The organism is Streptomyces sp. NPDC028314 (assembly GCF_055565795.1).
On sequence record NZ_JBVHTP010000002.1, the window covers coordinates 189,156 to 207,932 of the forward strand.

The 18,777-nt window shown below is 70.3% G+C and carries 13 protein-coding genes; 5 read left to right on the forward strand and 8 right to left on the reverse strand.

The genetic code is table 11. The annotated features are described in order from the left end of the window. Nucleotides 1-36: 36 nt before the first annotated feature. On the reverse strand, nt 37-939 hold the full coding sequence (locus ACZ4TG_RS05035) for an LLM class flavin-dependent oxidoreductase (protein WP_468159942.1): 903 nt from the start codon (nt 937-939) through the stop codon (nt 37-39). 151 nt (nt 940-1,090) lie between these two features. Between ACZ4TG_RS05035 and ACZ4TG_RS05040 the strand changes: the two genes are divergently transcribed. After that, on the forward strand, nt 1,091-2,002 hold the full coding sequence (locus tag ACZ4TG_RS05040) for a Cof-type HAD-IIB family hydrolase (protein ID WP_468159943.1): 912 nt from the start codon (nt 1,091-1,093) through the stop codon (nt 2,000-2,002). A gap of 22 nt (nt 2,003-2,024) precedes the next feature. Here the strand turns inward: ACZ4TG_RS05040 and ACZ4TG_RS05045 are convergent, their stop codons facing one another. The 4 genes from ACZ4TG_RS05045 to ACZ4TG_RS05060 all read right to left on the reverse strand — a co-directional run bounded on the left by ACZ4TG_RS05045 (nt 2,025) and on the right by ACZ4TG_RS05060 (nt 9,958). Next, nucleotides 2,025-3,761, reverse strand: coding sequence for a sensor histidine kinase (locus ACZ4TG_RS05045; protein ID WP_468159944.1), 1,737 nt, complete (start codon nt 3,759-3,761; stop codon nt 2,025-2,027). Nucleotides 3,762-3,785: 24 nt separating this feature from the next. Continuing rightward, nucleotides 3,786-7,358, reverse strand: coding sequence for a thiol reductant ABC exporter subunit CydD (gene cydD, locus ACZ4TG_RS05050; protein WP_468159945.1), 3,573 nt, complete (start codon nt 7,356-7,358; stop codon nt 3,786-3,788). A gap of 74 nt (nt 7,359-7,432) precedes the next feature. Further along, nucleotides 7,433-8,434 carry a cytochrome d ubiquinol oxidase subunit II gene (gene cydB, locus ACZ4TG_RS05055; protein ID WP_468159946.1) on the reverse strand — a complete coding sequence of 334 codons (1,002 nt, stop codon included), beginning with the start codon at nt 8,432-8,434 and terminating at the stop codon, nt 7,433-7,435. An 18-nt stretch (nt 8,435-8,452) separates the two neighbouring features. Then, a complete protein-coding gene (locus ACZ4TG_RS05060) occupies nt 8,453-9,958 on the reverse strand; it encodes a cytochrome ubiquinol oxidase subunit I (protein ID WP_468159947.1) in 1,506 nt (501 codons plus the stop codon). 190 nt (nt 9,959-10,148) lie between these two features. Here ACZ4TG_RS05060 and ACZ4TG_RS05065 point away from each other — a divergent pair, with 190 nt between their 5' ends. Next, nucleotides 10,149-10,517, forward strand: coding sequence for a cyclophilin-like fold protein (locus ACZ4TG_RS05065; protein ID WP_468159948.1), 369 nt, complete (start codon nt 10,149-10,151; stop codon nt 10,515-10,517). Between the two features lie 14 nt (nt 10,518-10,531). Here the strand turns inward: ACZ4TG_RS05065 and hisC are convergent, their stop codons facing one another. Continuing rightward, nucleotides 10,532-11,614, reverse strand: a complete 1,083-nt coding sequence (hisC, locus tag ACZ4TG_RS05070; protein ID WP_468159949.1) for a histidinol-phosphate transaminase — start codon at nt 11,612-11,614, stop codon at nt 10,532-10,534. Nucleotides 11,615-11,976: 362 nt separating this feature from the next. Between hisC and ACZ4TG_RS05075 the strand changes: the two genes are divergently transcribed. From ACZ4TG_RS05075 to ACZ4TG_RS05085, 3 genes are all read left to right on the forward strand, one after another. After that, nucleotides 11,977-13,092 (forward strand): LacI family DNA-binding transcriptional regulator, encoded by a 1,116-nt coding sequence (locus ACZ4TG_RS05075; protein ID WP_468159950.1) that lies wholly within the window; start codon nt 11,977-11,979, stop codon nt 13,090-13,092. Between the two features lie 276 nt (nt 13,093-13,368). Next, nucleotides 13,369-14,619, forward strand: a complete 1,251-nt coding sequence (locus ACZ4TG_RS05080; RefSeq protein WP_468159951.1) for a metallophosphoesterase — start codon at nt 13,369-13,371, stop codon at nt 14,617-14,619. Nucleotides 14,620-14,767: 148 nt separating this feature from the next. Continuing rightward, nucleotides 14,768-15,577: a hypothetical protein gene (locus ACZ4TG_RS05085; protein ID WP_468159952.1), complete on the forward strand. Its 810-nt coding sequence runs from the start codon at nt 14,768-14,770 to the stop codon at nt 15,575-15,577. A gap of 110 nt (nt 15,578-15,687) precedes the next feature. On the opposite strand, the gene ACZ4TG_RS05090 is transcribed toward ACZ4TG_RS05085, so the two are convergent. Both ACZ4TG_RS05090 and thiC read right to left on the reverse strand, forming a co-directional pair. Next, nucleotides 15,688-16,737: an aldo/keto reductase gene (locus ACZ4TG_RS05090; protein WP_468160427.1), complete on the reverse strand. Its 1,050-nt coding sequence runs from the start codon at nt 16,735-16,737 to the stop codon at nt 15,688-15,690. Nucleotides 16,738-16,875: 138 nt separating this feature from the next. Beyond that, complete coding sequence (gene thiC, locus ACZ4TG_RS05095; protein WP_468159953.1) at nt 16,876-18,663, reverse strand: phosphomethylpyrimidine synthase ThiC; 1,788 nt, start codon at nt 18,661-18,663, stop codon at nt 16,876-16,878. Nucleotides 18,664-18,777 lie beyond the last annotated feature (114 nt).

Genomic DNA, 18,777 nt, shown 5'->3' on the forward strand with positions numbered 1-18,777 from the left:
GGGACCGGGGAGCCGGGGGCCGGGGCCCGGGGAGCCTCAGCCGGCCAGCTGGGCCAGGGCCTCGGTGGCGATCCGCTCGAAGACGGCCTCGTCGGCGGCGAAGTCCGAGTCCGGGATCGGCGCGTGGATGACCAGCTCGGTGAAGCCGAGCTCCTTGTGACGGCCCGCGAAGTCGACGAAGGCGTCCACGGACTCCAGCAGCGTGTTGCGCTCCGGGGTGAAGCCCGTCAGCAGGACCTTCTGCATGGGCTCGAACTCCCGCCCGATCTCCACGCAGGCCTTCTCCAGCTTGCCGAGCTGCCCCCGCAGGGCCTCCAGCGACTGCTCGGGCGTGCCCTCGAACACCTTCGGGTCACCGGCGGTCACCCACGCCTGGCCGTGCCGGGCCGCGACCTTCATGCCCCGCGGACCGGTCGCGGCAACGGCGAACGGCAGCCGCGGCCGCTGGACACAGCCGGGGATGTTGCGGGCCTCCACGGCGGAGTAGAAGGTGCCGTGCTCGGTCACCGCGCCCTCGGTCAGCAGCTGGTCCAGCAGCGGTACGAACTCGGCGAAGCGGTCGGCGCGCTCGCGCGGGGTCCACGGCTCCTGGCCCAGCGCCGTCGCGTCGAAGCCGTTGCCGCCCGCCCCGATGCCCAGCGTGATGCGCCCGCCGGAGATGTCGTCCAGGGACATCAGGTCCTTGGCCAGGGTCACCGGATGCCGGAAATTCGGCGAGGTGACCAGCGTGCCCAGCCCGATCCGCTCGGTGGCGGCGGCCGCCGCGGTCAGGGTGGGCACCGCGCCGTACCAGGGCCCGTCACGGAAGGTCCGCCAGGTGAGGTGGTCGTAGGTGTAGGCGGTGTGGAACCCGAGCTCTTCAGCCCTCGACCACTGGTCGCGGCCTCCTTCATGCCACGGGCGTACCGGCAGGATCACAGTGCTCAGACGCAGACTCATGTGTTCGAGCGTACGGCGGTCCCCGCATGTTTCACGTGAAACATGCGGCCCCAGCTGTCGGCCGGACTCGGTTTCACGTGAAACATCGCCGCCTGCCGGAAAGATCATTACCGGCCCAGTCCAGCCGATCTTGGTCCACCGGCGTGGACCCATGGGCGAAGATGGAGCTGTGACCTCGGCTCCCCAGCGCCCGGACGGGCCAACCCCCACGCCCCGGCTCATCGCCACCGACCTCGACGGCACCCTGCTGCGCGACGACAAATCCGTCTCGCCCCGCACTCTCGCCGCGCTCGCCGCCGCCGAGGAGGCCGGGATCGAGGTCTTCTTCGTCACCGGACGCCCGGCCCGCTGGATGGACGTGGTCAGCGACCATGTCCACGGTCACGGTCTGGCCATCTGCGCGAACGGCGCCGCTGTCGTCGACCTCCGGGCCGGCCGGGAGTTCGTCCAGGTCCGCGGGCTTCCCCGAACCACCGCACTCACCGTCGTGGATGCCCTGCGAGCCGCAGCCCCCGGCACGTCCTTCGCCGTGGAGCGGACCACCGGGATCAACTACGAGCCGGCGTACCCGCCGTTCTTCCAGGACCCGGGTGCCACCGTCGCCACCGCCGAGAAGTTGCTGCGCGAGGAACTCGACGACAGCGCGGCACCCGTGCTGAAGCTGCTGGCGCACCACCCCGAGCTCGCTCCCGACGAATTCCTGATCCTGGCCCGCTCCGTCGCCGGCGAGCACGCCTCGATCACCCGCTCCAGCCCGACGGCCCTCCTGGAGATCAGCGGGCTCGGCGTGTCCAAGGCCAGCACCCTGGAGCTGTGCTGCACCGAGCGCGGTATCGCCCGCACCGAGGTCGTGGCCTTCGGAGACATGCCGAACGACGTGGAAATGCTCACCTGGGCGGGCGCTTCGTACGCGATGGGCAACGCCCACCCGGATGTCATCGCGGCGGCATCCGGCCGGACGGTCGCCAACAACGAGGACGGGGTGGCCCTCGTCATCGAACGCATCCTCGCCGAGCGCGCCGCGCGGCAGGGGCAGGCGCAGCAGGAACAGCACACTCAGTAAGAACAGCAAGGGGGAGAAGCCGCTAGAGCGGGGCTTCCCACACCAAGGTCGTCCCGCCGCCGTCCTCGCCGATCCCCGGGCCGTACGAGCTCGACCCGCCGAGGGATTCGGCCCGTCGGCGCAGATTCCGCAGACCGCTGCGCCGGCCGCCCTCAAGGATCCCCACCCCGTCGTCGGCGACCTCCAGCCGGACTCCGGGCCGCCCGTCGGCCAGGTGGACGGTGGAGTCCAGGACCACCTCGATCCGTGATGCCTCCGAGTGCCGGAACGCGTTCGACAGTGCCTCGCGGAGTGCTGCGATCAGGTTCTTGCCCACCAACTCCCCCACGACCGTGTCGATCGGTCCGAGGAAGCGGTGGGAGGGCTTGAACCCCAGCGGCACGGCAGCCATGTTGATCTCCCGCAGCACCCGGGTGCGCAGCCCCGACGGGGCTTCCGCCGGTCCCTGCTGGAGCGCGAAGATCGCGGTGCGGATCTCCTGGATCGTCACGTCCAGCTCGTCCACCGCCTTGCCCACCCCGTCACGGACCTCCGGGACGATGGACCGGCGCTGGGCGCCCTCCAGCATCATCCCGGTGGCGAACAGCCTCTGGATCACAAGGTCGTGCAGGTCCCGGGCGATGCGGTCGCGGTCCTCGAACACCGCGAGCCGCTCCCGGTCGCGCTGGGCCTCGGCCATCATCAGCGCGAGGGCGGCCTGGGAGGCGAACTGCGTGGCCAGGGTCCGTTCGGCCTCGCTGAACGGCCGCTTGCCGCGCGCCCGGGGGGTGACCAGCGCACCCAGCACCCGCCCCCCGCTGTGCAGCGGCAGCATCATGCAGGGCCCGTACTGGCTGGTCAGCTTGCTGATCATGCGGGGATCGGCGGCAGCGTCGTCCACGAACACCGGCTCGCCCGCGAGCAGCTTGTCCACCACGGGGCTCTCGGCCGGGATCACCACTCCGAGCGAGGTGGCCGGGTTCTCGGCGGAGACGGCGACGATCTCCATCCCGCCCTCCTCGGCGGGCAGGAGCACGATCCCGGCGGCGGAGTCGGCCAGCCGGCGGGCCTGCTCCGCCACCACCACGAGCGCGTCGTCCGCGTCCCCGCCGGACAGCAGGGCGGTGGTGACGGCCACAGAGCCGTCGATCCACCGTTCGCGCTGGGTGGCGGCCTCGTACAACCGGGCGTTGCCGATGGCGATACCCGCCTCGGTGGCCAGCACCCGGACCATGTGGACGTCGTAGTCGTTGAACTCGCCGCCGCTGTTCTTCTCGGCGAGGTACAGATTGCCGAAAATCTCCCCCTGCACCCTGATCGGGACGCCGAGGAAGGTCTTCATGGGCGGGTGATGGGCGGGAAAACCCTCCGAACGCGGATCCTTCGTCAGGTCGGGGAGCCGCACCGTGTCGGGGTGGGAGATGAGGGCGCCGAGCAGGCCCCGCTTCCCGTCCGGCCGGTGCCCGATCTTCTTCGCCAGCGCGCTGCTGACGCCGAAGGTGACGAAGTCCGACAGTCCGCGGCCCTCGGTGTCGACGACACCGATCGCCGCGTACCGGGCATCCGCCAGCTCGGCCGCCGTCTCGCAGATGCGGTCGAGAGTGGAGTGCAGTTCGAGGCCCGTACCGACCGAGCGCATGGCCTCCAGCAGCTGCGGTACCCGAGCGGTCAGCTCAGTGGACAGCCCCTGGAGACTCCTGGTGGCCTGGGTCGCGGCCTCCAGCGGGTCCGGCGTTTCACGTGGTGGTTCCGGTGACTCCTGAGACTCCTGCACTGACATGCCCTTGAGACTAGTTAGTCCCGTTTATTGGGGAAAGTCGGCCTGAGGAATCTCGGCCAAGGCCCCGTCGGCCTGGCGCTCACGTTCCAGGAGCCGCCGCAGGGGGCCTTCGAAGGCGGCCAGCTCCTGGTACCCGCCGCGCTGTACCACCGCGCCACGGTCCAGGACGAGTACCTCGTCCACCGCCTCCAGACCTGCCAGCCGGTGCGTGATCAGCACCGTGGTCCTGCCCTCCGTCGCCGCGAGCAGGTCCGCGGTCAGGGCGTCCGCGGTGGCCAGGTCGAGGTGCTCGGCCGGCTCGTCGAGGACCAGCACGGGGAAGTCCGCGAGCAGCGCCCGGGCCAGGGCCAGCCGCTGGCGCTGCCCGCCGGAGATCCGCTCCCCGTGCTCGCCGACCAGGGTGTCCAGGCCGTCCGGAAGGCTGTCGGCCCACTCCAGCAGCCGGGCTGCGGCAAGGGCCTCGCGCAGCTGCTGGTCGGTCGCGCCGGTCCGGGCCAGGCGCAGGTTCTCCCGTACCGAGCTGTCGAAGATGTGCGCGTCCTGGGCGCACAGGCCCACGAGGCGGCGTACATCGTCGCTGTCGAGCGTGCGCGCGTCGGTCCCGCCCAGGGTGTACGAGCCTTCGCGCTGGTCCAGGAACCGCAGCAGGACCTGCGCCAGCGTGGTCTTGCCCGAGCCCGAGGGCCCCACGACCGCGATGCGCCGGCCGGCCTCCAGCGTCAGGTCCAGTCCGTGCAGGGCGTCCCGCTCCTGGCCGGGGTGCCGGGCGGCGAGGCCGGCAAGACGCAGCGGGAAGGGCGAGCCGGGCGCCTCCTGCGCCCGGTCCGGCTCCGAGACCGGGGCCGGAGCGTCGATGACCTCGTAGACCCGCTCGGCGCTACGGCGCACCCGCTGCCGGTACTGGACGGCCAGCGGAAGTCCGGTGACGGCCTCGAAAGCGGCCAGCGGAGTCAGGACGACCACCGCCATGGCCACCCCGGAGAGCCGGCCGCCGGCCACCGCGTTCGCGCCGAGGAGGGCGGCCGCCACCACGGTCAGTCCGCACACCAGGGCGGACAGGCCGCCGCCGAGGCCCGTGGCGGCGGCCCCGCGCGAGGCGATGGCGGTCAGCGTCCGGTCGGTCTCCCGCGCGGCCGCCTTCCGCCCGGCCAGCGCACCGGCGACGGTCAGCTCGGCGGTACCCGTGAGCAGATCGGCCACCCGGGTGGCGAGCTCGCCCCGGGCGGGCGCCAGCCGCCGCTCGGCACGGCGCGCGCAGGCTCCGCTGAGCAGGGGCACTCCGACACCCGCGGCGATCAGGCCGAGGGCGAGCGCGGCCCCGGCTTCGGGCAGCAGCCAGGCGGTGAAGGCCACCGACCCGGTGCCGACGAGCACGGCGGTGCCGACCGGCAGGAGCCAGCGCAGCCAGTAGTCCTGGAGGGCATCGGCGTCGGCCACCAGCCGGGACAGCAGGTCCCCGCGCCGCTGCTCGCGCAGTCCGGCGGGCGCGATCCGCTCCAGCCGCCGGTACACCGAGACCCGCAGGTCCGCGAGCATCCGCAGCACGGCGTCGTGCGATACGAGCCGCTCGGCGTACCGGAAGACGGCCCGCCCGATGCCGAAGGCGCGGGTGGCCGTGACGGCCACCATCAGGTACAGCACCGGCGGCTGCTGCGAGGCCCGCGAGATCAGCCACCCGGACACGGCCATCAGGCCCACGCTGCACCCGACGGCCAGCGCCCCGAGCAACAGCCCGAGCCTGAACCGCCCCTGCCAGGCCGCGGCCACTTCTCGTACCCGCCTGAGCGGATCACGCCCGCCCGAGTCGGTGCCCGCCGCCTTCGCCGCCCGCTCGGGAGCGGCCCCGAGGATCCACTCCCCGGGATCGGTGGCCCCGGCTTCCGGGTTCCGCACCGGCTGCGGGGTCGGCTGGACCCGGACCGCGTCCGATCCGGCCACGGGGGAGAGCCCCTCGGGACCCGCTCCCACCGCGACGACCCGGTCCGCTAGGGCCAGCAGCGCCGGCCGGTGCACGACCAGCAGGACGGTCCGCCCGACCGCGAGCCTCCGTACGGCCTCGACGACCCCGGCCTCGGTCTCCCCGTCCAGCGCGGCGGTCGGCTCGTCCAGCAGCAGCACCGGCCGGTCCGCCAGGAAGGCTCGCGCCAGCGCCAGCCGCTGCCGCTGCCCGGCCGACAGGCCGACCCCGCCCTCGCCCAGTGCCGTTTCGGCCCCCCGGGGCTGCGCGGACACGAACTCCCAGGCTCCGGCGTCCTTCAGCGCCTCGGCCACGGCTTCGTCGGAGGCCCCGGGCCTGGCCAGCCGCACGTTCTCCGCGATCGTCCCCGCGAACAGGTGCGGCCGCTGCGGCACCCACGCGATCCGCTCCCGCCACCGCTCCGGGGCCAGCTCGGCCAGATCCACACCGCCGGCCGTCACCTGCCCGGCGGTCGGTGTCACGAAGCCCAGCAGAACCTGGAGCAGCGTGGACTTGCCCGCGCCGCTCGGCCCGGTCAGGGCCACGCACTCGCCCGGCTCGACGACCAGCGAGACCGGCCCGGGTGAGTCCTCGCCCCGCCCCTCGTACCGGACGGCGACCCCGTCCAGCTCGATCCGCAGTGGCGTCCCGGCGGGCAGCACGGCGGAGCCCTGCCCCTGCGCGTCCGGGGTCTCCAGCACCTCGAAGATCTCCTCCGCGGCCGCCAGTCCCTCCGCGGCCGCGTGGTACTGCGCGCCCACCTGGCGCAGCGGCAGATAGGCCTCCGGTGCCAGGATCAGGATGACGAGCCCGGTGTACAGGTCGAGATCCCCGTGCACGAGCCGCATGCCGATGGTCACCGCCACCAGTGCCACCGACAGCGTGGCGAGCAGTTCCAGCGCGAACGAGGACAGGAAGGCGATGCGCAGTGTCCGCATCGTGGCCTGGCGGTAGTCGTCGGTGATCTTGCGGATCGACTCGGCCTGGGCCTTGGCCCGGCCGAAGACCTTCAGGGTCGGGAGTCCGGCCACCACGTCCAGGAAGTGCCCTGACAGCCGCGACAGCAGCCGCCACTGGCGGTCCATCCGGGACTGGGTGGCCATGCCGATGAGGATCATGAACAGCGGGATCAGGGGAAGCGTGACCACGATGATGGCCGCCGACACCCAGTCCTCGGTGACGATCCGGGCGAGCACCGCCACGGGAACGACCACCGCGAGGCCCAGTTGGGGCAGGTAGCGGGAGAAGTAGTCGTCGAGGGCGTCCACACCCCGGGTGGCCAGCGCCACCAGCGAGCCCGTGCGCTGCCCGCTCAGCCAGCCCGGCCCCAGGTCGGCCGCCCGGTCCAGCAGGCGGCCCCGCAGCTCGGACTTCACCGCGGCGCTCGCCCGGTGGGAGGCCAGCTCCGTGAGCCAGGCGATCGATCCGCGCCCCAGCGCCACTGCCGCGAGCAGCAGCAGTGGCGTCCGGAGCAGTTCCCCGTCCAGCCCCTTCTCGAAGGCACCGACCACGATCTCGGCGATGAGCATCGCCTGACCGACGACCAGCCCCGCCCCGGCAAGCCCGAGGGCCACCACCGCTCCCAGGAAGAGCCGGGTGGAGCGGGCGTACCGCAGCAGGCGCGGGTCGATCGGTTTCACGTGAAACATCCCCTCGGCAGGGTCAAGCGGACGGGGTTGCCCCCTGCTCGAACAGCTTGAGCAGGCTCAGCGCCTCAGTGCGCGTCAACGATGTGCTGCGTACCGATGCGCTTGCGGAACACCCAGTAGGTCCAGCCCTGGTAGAGCAGGACGACCGGGGTGGCCACGCCTGCGCACCAGGTCATGATCTTCAGCGTGTACGGGCTGGACGAGGCGTTGGTGACCGTGAGGTTCCAGGCGTCGTTCAGCGAGGACGGCATGACGTTCGGGAAGAGCGTCAGGAAGAGCATGGCCACGGCGGCCGCGATGGTCACTCCGGACAGGGCGAACGACCAGCCCTCACGGCCGGCCAGGTTGAAGCCGAGGGCTCCCACCAGTGCCGCCACCGCGACGACCATGGCGATCAGGCTCTTGCCGTCACCGCGCGAGGCCTGCGTCCAGATCAGGAAGACCAGCGCCAGGACGGCGGTGACCACACCCAGCCGGGTCGCCAGCTTCCGCGAGCGGTCCCGGATGTCACCCACGGTCTTGAGCGAGGCGAACACCGCACCGTGGAAGGTGAACAGGGTGAGCGTGACCAGGCCGCCGAGGATCGCGTACACGTTGAGCAGGTCGAAGAAGCTGCCGACGTACTCCTTGTGCTGGTCGATCTTCACGCCGCGCACGATGTTGGCGAAGGCCACGCCCCAGAGGAACGCGGGGATCAGCGAGGTCCAGAAGATCGCGTGTTCCCAGTTGGTCTGCCACTTGTCCTCGGGGCGCTTGTGCCGGTACTCGAAGGCGACACCGCGAACGATGAGGCAGACCAGGATGATCAGCAGCGGCAGGTAGAACCCGGAGAACAAGGTCGCGTACCACTCGGGGAAGGCGGCGAAGGTGGCGCCGCCGGCGGTGAGCAGCCAGACCTCGTTCCCGTCCCACACGGGGCCGATCGTGTTGATCAGGACCCGCTTCTCCGTGCGGTCACGGGCGAGCAGCTTGGTCAGTACGCCGATCCCGAAGTCGAAGCCCTCCAGGAAGAAGTAGCCGATCCACAGGACGGCGATGAGCACGAACCAGACGTCGTGAAGTTGCATGGTGTGGTCTCCTCAGCCTCAGTACGAGAAGGCCATCGGCCGGTCGGAATTCTTGTCGTCCCCGCCGATCTTGGTGGGCGGGTTGAGATCGTCCTCGGTGAGCTCGGGCGGGCCGGTCTTGACGTACTTCACCAGCAGCTTGACCTCGATCACGGCGAGCACGGCGTAGAGCAGGGTGAAGACGGCCATCGAGGTGATGACCTCGCCCTGCGAGACGCTGGGCGAGACCGCGTCCCTGGTCCGCAGGACGCCGTAGACCACCCACGGCTGGCGGCCCATCTCGGTGAAGATCCAGCCCCAGGAGTTGGCGATCAGAGGGAAGCCGAGCGTCCAGATCGCGGTGAGCCAGTACAGGCGGGTGAACCGCGGGCTCAGCGCCGTGTGGAACGGAACCAGGTGGGGCCGCTCGTCCTCACCGGTCCGCAGCGCCGCCGGCAGCAGGAACTTGCGCCGCGTCAGCCACAGGCCGATGGCTCCGATGGTGAAGGAGGCCATTCCGAAGCCGATCATCCAGCGGAAGCCCCAGTAGGCCACAGGGACCTCCGGCCGGTAGTCGCCGGGGCCGTACTTCTCCTGCTCGGCCTTGTTGACGTCGTTGATGCCGGGCACGTAGGAGTCGAAGGTGTTGTCCGCGAGGAACGACAGCAGGCCGGGCACCTCGATGGCGACCTTGTTGTGGCCCTTGTCGACATCGCCGTAGGCGAAGATCGAGAAGGGCGCGCCCTTCTCGCCGTCCCACAGCGCCTCGGCGGCGGCCATCTTCATAGGCTGCTGCTTGTACATGATCTTGGCGAGGGTGTCGCCGCTGATCGCGGTGAGCAGGCCGCCGACGACCACGGCGATCAGACCGAGCCGCAGCGAGGTCCGCATCACCGGGATGTGCTTCTTGCGCAGCAGGTGGTAGGCGGCGATGCCCACCATGAACGCGCCACCGGTCAGCAGCGCCGCGGTGAGGGTGTGGAACACCTGCGCCAGGGCGGTGTTCTGGGTGAGGACGTGCCAGAAGTCGGTGAGCTCGGCCCGGCCGGTCTCCGGGTTCATGCGGTATCCGACCGGGTGCTGCATCCAGGAGTTCGCCGCGAGGATGAAGTACGCGGAGAGGATCGTGCCGATCGACACCATCCAGATGCACGCCAGGTGGATCTTCTTCGGCAGCTTGTCCCATCCGAAGATCCACAGGCCGATGAACGTGGACTCGAAGAAGAAGGCGATCAGCGCCTCGAAGGCCAGCGGGGCACCGAAGATGTCACCGACGAACCGCGAGTAGTCGGACCAGTTCATGCCGAACTGGAATTCCTGGACGATGCCGGTGACGACGCCCATCGCGATGTTGATCAGGAAGAGCTTGCCCCAGAACTTCGTGGCCTTGAGGTACTTCTCCTTCTCGGTCCGCACCCAGGCGGTCTGCAAGATCGCGACGAGCGCGGCGAGCGAGATCGTCAGTGGGACGAAGAGGAAGTGATAGACGGTGGTAATACCGAACTGCCATCGCGCCAGGGTTTCTGGCGCCAGAGCTTGGTCCACGTCGTCGTCTCCTTCGGGTCGCCGTGGTCACAGCCGCAGTCTGCCTGTCATGTTCCGCCCAATCAGGGACGAAGCAGGACACGCTTGTGAACGCGTTCACATTCACAAGCATTATGGCGCACGCCCTTTTCGGACTTCTGAGCGGGGTCCCCTCTAGCCAACAGATTCAACAGATTGTTGAATGCGGCACATGAAGATTCGACTCTCCTGGCCTGCGGGCCAGCTCACCGCGACCCTCGAAGAGACCCCGACCAGCAAGGCACTGGCCGAGGCCCTGCCGATTTCTGCCTCCGCCAACACCTGGGGCGAGGAGGTCTACTTCGACACCGGCGTCTCCGTGGCCGTGGAGCACGACGCCCGGCAGGTCGTCGACCCGGGCACGGTCGCGTTCTGGACCGAGGGCGACGCGCTCGCGCTGCCCTACGGCCCGACACCCATCTCACGCGGAGGCGAGAGCCGCCTGGCGAGCCCGTGCAACGTGCTCGGCTCGATCGACGGCGACCCCCGCCTGCTGGCCACCGTCCGCGACGGCGACCCGATCCGCGTGGAACTCGCCTAAGCGAGTCGGACTGCTCAGAGCTCCTTGAGGAACGCCTCCGCCGTGTGCAGGAAGATGTCGTTCGCCTCGGTCTCACCGATCGTGACCCGCAGGCCCTCGCCCGCGAAGGGCCGGACCACCACACCGGCCTTCTCGCAGGCCGCCGCGAACTCGGCGGTCCGCTCCCCCAGCCGCAGCCACACGAAGTTGGCCTGCGTGTCCGGGACCACCGTCCAGCCCTGCGCGAGCAGCGTGTCGTACACGCGCTTGCGCTCGCAGACCAGCGAACCGACCCGCCCCAGCAGCTCGTCCTCGGCGCGCAGCGAGGCGACGGCCGCGTCCTGGGCCAGCTGGCTGACGCCGAAGGGAACCGCCGTCTTGCGCAGCGCCGCGGCCACCGGCTCGTGCGCCACCGCGAAGCCGACGCGCAGGCCGGCCAGCCCGTACGCCTTGGAGAACGTACGCAGCACGCACACGTTGGGGCGGTCTCGGTAGAGCCCGATGCCGTCCGGGACGTCCGTGTCGCGGACGAACTCGCGGTAGGCCTCGTCCAGCACGATCAGGATGTCCGAGGGGACCCGGTCCAGGAACCGCTCCAGCTCCGCACGGCGCACCGCGGTGCCGGTGGGGTTGTTGGGGTTGCAGACGAAAATCAGCCGGGTCCGGTCGGTGATCGCCTCGTACATCGCGTCCAGGTCGTGCACGTCGCCGTCGGTCAGCGGGACCTGAACGGAGGTGGCACCCGAGATCTGCGTGATGATCGGGTAGGCCTCGAAGGACCGCCAGGCGTAGATCACCTCGTCGCCCGGGCCGGCCGTCGACTGGATCAGCGACTGGGCGACGCCCACCGAGCCCGTGCCCGTGGCGATGTGCTCGACGGGCACCCCGAACCGCTCCGCGAGCTCGTTCACCAGCCCGGTGCAGGCCATGTCGGGGTAGCGGTTGAAATGGCTCGCGGCCGCGACCGCGGTCTCCAGCACTCCCGGCAGGGGCGGGTACGGGTTCTCGTTCGAGGACAGCTTGAACGCGACGGGTCCGCCCGCGGCCGCGGGCTTGCCCGGCTTGTAGGTGGGAATGCCATCCAGCTCGGCGCGCAGCTTCGGGCTCTTCTCGCTCACCGCAGGTCCTCCTCGACCGTCCCGTCGACGTCGCCGTCGACTCAATACTGCTCACCTTATGAGGATTCCGCCGATCCGAGAATGGCAGGCGCCAGGAACACGGGGGGAGCGCACGCATATATGCGTGCGCCGGTGGCCTGCGCCGTGGCGCGCGTCCCTCGTGCAGGTGAGTTGAGACCGGCCCGATCCCGCAGCGGTTTGGCATGCCCGTACCCACCGACAAGCCACACGCTCACTCTCAGCAGCCAAAAACCTTCTTTTCCAAGGTCATTGGGGGTGGCGAAACATGCAGAATCGTGCCTGTCAACGGGTGCATATGCACCCGGACCACCCACCCCACCGAGCCCTACTATCGGCTCGCCATGACAGCAGCAGGGAAGCATCAGGTGAGCCGGACCGAGACCACCCGGCGGGTCGGCGGTCGACAGGGCCGAGCCGGCATCAGGGACGTGGCCGCCGCGGCGGGCGTCTCCATCACAACCGTCTCCGACGCGCTCAATGGCAAGGGGCGGCTGCCCGACGCCACCCGCCGCCACGTTCGCGAGGTCGCCGACCGGCTGGGCTATCGCCCGTCCGCCGCCGCCCGCACCCTCCGTACCGGCAAGTCGGGTCTCATCGGCCTGACCGTGACGACGTACGGGGATGAACCTTTCACCTTCACCGAATTCGCGTACTTCGCCGAGATGGCCAGGGCGGCGACCTCCGCCGCGCTCGCCCGCGGCTACGCCCTCGTCATCCTCCCCGCCACCTCACGACACGACGTCTGGTCCAACGTGGCCCTCGACGGCACCGTCGTCATCGACCCCTCCGACCACGACCCCGTGGTCAGCGAGCTCGTCCGCCAGGGCCTGCCCGTGGTCTCCGACGGCCGCCCGGCCGGGTCCCTCCCCGTCACCGCCTGGGTCGACAACGACCACGAGGCCGCCGTACTCAATCTGCTCGACCACCTCGCCGCCGCGGGCGCCCGCCGGATCGGGCTGCTCACCGGCACCACCACCGACACCTACACCCGGCTCTCCACCACCGCGTACCTCAACTGGTGCGAACGCGTCGGCCAGGATCCCGTCTACGAGTCCTACCCCGCCCACGACCCGTGCGCGGGCGCGGTGGCCGCCGACCGGCTGCTCGCCCGGCCCGACCGGCCCGACGCCGTCTACGGGCTCTTCGACCCCAACGGCACCGATCTGCTCGCCGCCGCCCGTCGCTACGGGCTACGCGTCCCCGAGGACCTGCTGCTCGTCTGCTGCAGCGAATCGACCGTGTACGCCAACACCGAACCGCCCATCACCACCCTCTCCCTCAAGCCGCGCCGCATCGGCACAGCCGTCGTACAGCTGCTGATCGACGCGATCGAGGGGGTCGACACGGGCCGTCCCGTCGAACAGGTCGTCCCGACCGAACTGATCATCCGGACCTCCTCGCAGCGCAGGCAACCCCGTACGACCGTCAGCCCACCCCGCTCACCGGCCCAGGACTGAACACCCCCGACGACCGGGACCGGCCGCCACACCGGCGGGGCTGATGGGCCCGCCGAGGATTTCAACAACACCGATATCGGGAGAAATCGGCAGGAAGGACCGGCTCCGGACAGGATTCACCACCCCTGGTGCGTCACAGAGCGCGAGCCGCATTCCTATGATGGGCGCACGACATCACGGACCCTCCGCCTCGGAGGTCAGGAGGGTCCGCAGGTGTACGGCAGCGCGACGGTGGTGGAGGGGTCGATGACTCAGGGGGCCGGTCAGGGACCCGCGATGCGGACGGACACGCTGCGGGACTTCCGCGTGCCGGTCACCGAACCCGCCCCGTATGCGGCGTCCGTCGGCCTGCCCGACGAGCAGCCCGTCTACGGCGAGTACCCCGCTTACTACGACGAGGGCGGGCTTGTGCACGCACATCCCGGGTACCAGCCGGAGGTGGCCACGCACCCGGCGAACGGTCCCGCGACGCACCCCGCGGCCGACCACGTCCCCTTCCAGCGGACCGCCGCCGAGCACACGGGCACCGTTCCCGCCCCGGCGGCCGCTTCCGGCACCCCCGTGGAGCCCGAGGACGAGGAGCCCGACGAGGGGTACACCCCCACCCAGCGCGACCTCCCCGTCATCGGCCGCGGCGCCCAGGGCGGCCCCGGCGACACGGTCCAGGTCCAGTACGTGCCCCAGGACCCCGCGACCGCCGGTCCCGGCCCGCTGTACGTCGTCGGCGACGTACACGGCTACCTGGACGAGCTCGTGACCGAGCTCCAGGCCCAGGACCTGATCGACGCCGACTGCCGCTGGTCCGCCGGCAACGCCCGGCTCTGGTTCCTCGGCGACTTCACCGACCGCGGTCCCGACGGCATCGGCGTCATCGACCTCGTCATGCGGCTGTCCGCCGAGGCCGCAGCCGCCGGCGGCTACTGCAAGGCCCTCATGGGCAACCACGAACTGCTGCTCATCGGCGCCAAGCGGTTCGGCGACACCCCGGTCCACTCCGGCGCCGGCACCGCGACCTTCCAGGCCGCCTGGCTGCTCAACGGCGGTCAGCGCACGGACATGGAGCGCCTGGAGGACGTGCACCTCCAGTGGATGTCGCGGCTCGACGCGGCCACCCTCGAGGACGGCCACCTGCTGCTGCATTCCGACACCACCGCATACCTCGACTACGGCAGCTCCATCGAGGACGTCAACGACACCATCCACGAGCTGCTCAACCGCAATGACGCAGACATCACGTGGGATCTCTTCCGGAAGTTCACCAAGCGGTTCGCCTTCCGCGACGAGGAGAGCGGCCCGCAGGCCGTACGGGAGCTCCTGAGCACCTACGGCGGCGGCCGCGTCGTGCACGGGCACAGCCCCATCCCGTACCTGCTCGGCGAAGTGGGCGGGGAGGACGGCGACCAGCCCCGCGGTCCGGAGGTCGTGGACGGGCCTCACGTGTACGCGGACCGGCTTGCCATCGCGATGGACGGCGGGGTCACGATGGCGGGCAAACTGCTGGTCGTGCAACTACCTCTGCGCGACTGAGCGTTCGCTGAGCGGGGTATTTCCGGAAAGCCCCTGTCACCTCGTGGCATGGGCGCTCTACCATCGCTCTATCCGTAGCAGGCTCTCCTCCGTTTGTGCCGGCGCCCGGGTCTACGCGGGCATACCGGCTTGTACGGAGCATCGGGGGATGCACATGACCAGCGCTCCGCACCTGCTCACCGAAGACCGACCGGAGTTCGATCGGCTCCTCGACGAGGCGCTGCGCACAGCGAACGAACGGCCCGAACTCGCCTCTCTGGGCGAACGGCTGAACGCCGAACAGTTGCGCACCATGGCCATGGGGGCCAGCGCGATCCTGACGGCCGCGGCCGCCGCCGAGTACGACCACTTCGTGAAGGTCCGCGAGGAGCTGCGCGACGAGGCCCTGTCGACGCCCGGGACAGCAGGGGAGTACGACTCCACCGGGCAGGAGGGCGGCGCGGGAATCAGCGCGGTCGTCGCGGTCCTGGCGCCGGTCCTGGCCGGCACCGCCATGCTGATCTTCCTGCTGGTGGGCTACAGCCTCAAGATGATCGAACCAGAACCGGCGTTCGCCAGAACCATGCTGACGGCGGGTTGGCTCTTCGGTGCGCTCACCGTCGCCGCCCTGCTGTTCGCGGTGATCGGCCTCCTGGTGACGGCCATCCGCAACAGCTCCACCGAGGTGGCCGCCGACGAGACGGTGGCGATACCCGACGAGCTCTCGCGCGCCCGGGAGGCCTGGCGCAACGCCCTGCTGGAGCGCGGCATCATGCCGTTCCTGCGGGACGCCCTGGCCGACCCGAGCACGGGTCCGGGCTCGCGGGTCCACCGGCTGCCTCCCAGCAGAATGCCGAACCTCGGCTACACGGCACCCGACTTCACCAGTCCGGGCACTTCGGGGGAGAGCCGGCCCGGCTACTCGCCGCCGGACTTCACCAGCCCGGATTTCGGGAGCCCGGGCCGCGAACCGGAGTAGTCCACCACGGCTGCTCGCGGGCGCGCCCTCGCCCGGAGCCGGTCGGGAGTGCCCGTTTCACGTGAAACATCCGGCTCTGTTTCACGTGAAACATCGCCCCACTCCGCCGTCTAGCCCGCTGCCCGGTCCCCGAGAGCACGTCGGCGCTGCGCGGGGTCCGTCAGCGCCGGCGGACTCCAGACCCCGTCGGGGTGGTAGAGATTGCGGCCCGGAGCCACGATCTCGTCGATCCGGTCCAGTACGGCGTCATCGAGGACCAGCCCGGCGCCCTTGACCAGCGACTCCATCTGCTCCATGGTGCGCGGCCCGATGATCACCGAGGTCACGGCCGGGTGCGCGACGGGGAAGGCCACGGCCAGCTCCGGCAGGGTGCAGCCGATGCTGTCGGCGAGCTCGACGAGCTGCTCCACGGCCTCCAGCTTCGCGATGTTGCCGGGGATCGCCGGGTCGAACCGCGCGGGCGTCAGTGCCGCCCGCCCGGACGTCAGGTCCACGGGGCCGCCGAGCCGGTACTTGCCGCTCAGGAACCCGGAGGCGAGCGGGCTCCAGGTCATGACGCCCATCCCGTACCGTCGGGCCACGGGCAGTACATCGGCCTCGATACCGCGCGCCAGGATCGAGTACGGCGGCTGCTCGGTGCGGAACCGCGCCAACGCCCGCCGCTCGGAGACGTGGTGCGCCTCTACGAGCTCCTCGGCCGGGAAGGTCGAGCATCCGAAGGCCCGGATCTTCCCGGCCCGCACCAGATCACCGAGGACCGACAGGGTCTCCTCGACATCGGTCCCGTGGTCGGGCCGGTGCACCTGGTAGAGGTCGATCCAGTCGGTGTCCAGCCGCCGCAGGCTGTCCTCCACGGCCCTCACGATCCACCGCCGCGAGTTCCCGCTGCGGTTGCGGCCCTCCCCCATCTGGAAGTGCACCTTGGTGGCGAGCACGACGTCCTCACGCCGGCCCTTGAGGGCCTTGCCGACGATCACCTCGGACTCCCCGGCGGAGTACATGTCCGCGGTGTCGACGAAGTTGATCCCCTGGTCGAGTGCGGCGTGGATGATCCGCACACAGTCCTCGTGGTCCGGGTTCCCCACGGACCCGAACATCATCGTGCCGAGGCAGTGCGCGCTCACCTCGATGCCGGTGCCGCCCAGATTCCTGTATCGCATGGTCATAGCGGCGGACTCTAGGAGCTGGAGCGCACTCCAGCGCAAGGAGATATGTCAGATGCCCGATTGGAGGGCAGGCGGCGGCGCCGCCACTGTCCGATCCCCCCGGTCCGGACAGTGACAGCACCTCGCCCTGCGTCAGTCCGCCAGCGGCAGGTAGACGCGGTTGCCCGCGGCGGCGAACTCGGCGGACTTCTCCGCCATGCCCGCCTGGATCTCCTCGGCCTTCAGGTCACCGCCGTGCTCACGGCGGATGTCCTGGGAGATCTTCATCGAGCAGAACTTGGGACCGCACATGGAGCAGAAGTGCGCGGTCTTGGCCGGTTCGGCCGGGAGGGTCTCGTCGTGGAACTCGCGGGCCGTGTCCGGGTCGAGGGCCAGGTTGAACTGGTCCTCCCAGCGGAACTCGAACCGTGCGTCCGACAGGGCGTCGTCCCACTCCTGGGCACCCGGGTGACCCTTGGCCAGGTCCGCCGCGTGGGCGGCGATCTTGTACGTGATGACGCCGGTCTTCACGTCGTCCCGGTTGGGCAGGCCCAGGTGCTCCTTGGGCGTGACGTAGCAGAGCATCGCGGTGCCCCACCAGGCGATCATCGCGGCGCCGATACCCGAGGTGATGTGGTCGTACGCGGGTGCGACGTCCGTGGTCAGCGGGCCGAGCGTGTAGAACGGCGCCTCCTCGCAGATCTCCTGCTGGAGGTCGATGTTCTCCTTGATCTTGTGCATCGGGACGTGGCCCGGGCCCTCGATCATGGTCTGGACGTTGTGGCGCTTGGCGATGGTGTTCAGCTCGCCCAGCGTCTTCAGCTCGGCGAACTGCGCCGCGTCGTTCGCGTCCGCGATGGAGCCGGGGCGCAGGCCGTCGCCCAGCGAGTACGTGACGTCGTACGTCGCGAGGATCTCGCAGAGCTCCTCGAAGTTCGTGTAGAGGAAGTTCTCCTTGTGGTGCGCGAGGCACCACGCGGCCATGATCGAGCCACCGCGGGAGACGATGCCGGTCTTGCGGCGGGCGGTCAGCGGCACGTACGGCAGGAGCACGCCGGCGTGGACCGTCATGTAGTCGACGCCCTGCTCGGCCTGCTCGATGACCGTGTCCTTGTAGATCTCCCAGGTCAGGTCCTCGGCACGGCCGTCGACCTTCTCCAGCGCCTGGTACAGCGGCACGGTGCCGATCGGCACGGGCGAGTTGCGCAGCACCCATTCGCGCGTGGTGTGGATGTTGCGACCGGTGGAGAGGTCCATGACCGTGTCGGCGCCCCACTTGGTCGCCCAGGTCATCTTGTCGACCTCCTCCTCGATGGAGGAGGTGACCGCCGAGTTGCCGATGTTGGCGTTGACCTTCACCAGGAACCGCTTGCCGATGATCATCGGCTCGATCTCCGGGTGGTTCACGTTCGCCGGAAGCACCGCGCGACCTGCGGCGATCTCCTCGCGGACGACCTCGGGGGAGACGTTCTCGCGGATCGCGACGTACTCCATCTCCGGGGTGATCTCGCCCCGGCGGGCGTACGCGAGCTGCGTGACGGCGGCGCCGCCACGGCCCCGGCGGGGCTGGCGGGGGCGGCCCGGGAAGACCGCGTCGAGGTTCTTGAGGCCACCGCGCGGCGAGGTGTGCTTGATGCCGTCGTCCTCGGGGCGCACGGGACGGCCCGAGTACTCCTCGGTGTCCCCGCGACCGATGATCCAGTTCTCCCGGAGCGGGGCCAGGCCCCGGCGTACGTCGGTTTCGATCTGGGGGTCGGTGTACGGCCCGGACGTGTCGTAGAGCGTGACGTCCTTGCCGTTGGTGAGGTGGACCTGACGGACCGGCACCCGAATGTCGGGGCGGGAGCCCGCCACGTAGCCCTTGTGCCAGCCCGGCTGGCGCTCGGTCTGGCCGTCGGCGTCCTGGCTGACGGCAGGCGTGCGTGCGTCCTGAATGGTCATGAGACCTGATCTCCCTACGCCGGCATTACCCGGTAACAGGTTCGGCGGTCGACGCAGCCTCTTCCCGTACGTGTCATTTCGACGCGCGTACGGTGATCAGCGCCCTCTCAGCCC

Coding starts and splice junctions, on each gene's coding strand:
- ACZ4TG_RS05035 (WP_468159942.1), bottom strand. CDS start 939: ATGAGTCTGCGTCTGAGCACTGTGATCCTGCCGGTACGCCCGTGGCAT.
- ACZ4TG_RS05040 (WP_468159943.1), top strand. CDS start 1,091: ATGGGCGAAGATGGAGCTGTGACCTCGGCTCCCCAGCGCCCGGACGGG.
- ACZ4TG_RS05045 (WP_468159944.1), bottom strand. CDS start 3,761: ATGTCAGTGCAGGAGTCTCAGGAGTCACCGGAACCACCACGTGAAACG.
- cydB (WP_468159946.1), bottom strand. CDS start 8,434: ATGCAACTTCACGACGTCTGGTTCGTGCTCATCGCCGTCCTGTGGATC.
- ACZ4TG_RS05065 (WP_468159948.1), top strand. CDS start 10,149: ATGAAGATTCGACTCTCCTGGCCTGCGGGCCAGCTCACCGCGACCCTC.
- ACZ4TG_RS05075 (WP_468159950.1), top strand. CDS start 11,977: ATGACAGCAGCAGGGAAGCATCAGGTGAGCCGGACCGAGACCACCCGG.
- ACZ4TG_RS05080 (WP_468159951.1), top strand. CDS start 13,369: ATGCGGACGGACACGCTGCGGGACTTCCGCGTGCCGGTCACCGAACCC.
- ACZ4TG_RS05085 (WP_468159952.1), top strand. CDS start 14,768: ATGCACATGACCAGCGCTCCGCACCTGCTCACCGAAGACCGACCGGAG.
- ACZ4TG_RS05090 (WP_468160427.1), bottom strand. CDS start 16,737: ATGCGATACAGGAATCTGGGCGGCACCGGCATCGAGGTGAGCGCGCAC.
- thiC (WP_468159953.1), bottom strand. CDS start 18,663: ATGACCATTCAGGACGCACGCACGCCTGCCGTCAGCCAGGACGCCGAC.